Raw genomic sequence first — 428 nt, forward strand, 5'->3', positions numbered from 1 at the left:
TGTCTTTCTCGCCGTCTTTATATATTCGGCTTCTTCAGTTTGTTAAAGATCGGGCGTTAAAAATACAACGCAAACACAACCAAGCTGTTTTGCAAACTCGCTTGTGTTTGAGTTGTGGTGGAGGATGACGGGATCGAACCGACGACCCCCTGCTTGCAAAGCAGGTGCTCTCCCAACTGAGCTAATCCCCCTCTAAACCTGAAATGCTGCGTTGAAACGCGCCTCGTGTGCATTAGCACACGTCGTTGCCTTTTGCCTTGCCTTTCAGCTTTATTCGTGCCGCCGAATCACTCCGACAACAAAAATTCTGGTGGGTCTGGTTGGACTCGAACCAACGACCCCCGCCTTATCAAGACGGTGCTCTAACCAGCTGAGCTACAAACCCATTTCTCGGTCAGCCATCGCTGGCTGACACGCCCTTAACTACA

2 tRNA genes are annotated in these 428 nt (G+C 50.5%); both read right to left on the bottom strand.

The window, feature by feature from the left end:
• Window positions 1-115: 115 nt before the first annotated feature.
• A tRNA-Ala gene (locus ACUXV1_RS23240) sits at window positions 116-191 on the bottom strand.
• Between the two features lie 117 nt (window positions 192-308).
• A tRNA-Ile gene (locus tag ACUXV1_RS23245) sits at window positions 309-385 on the bottom strand.
• Window positions 386-428 lie beyond the last annotated feature (43 nt).

The organism is Chromobacterium sp. W521 (genome assembly GCF_052805975.1).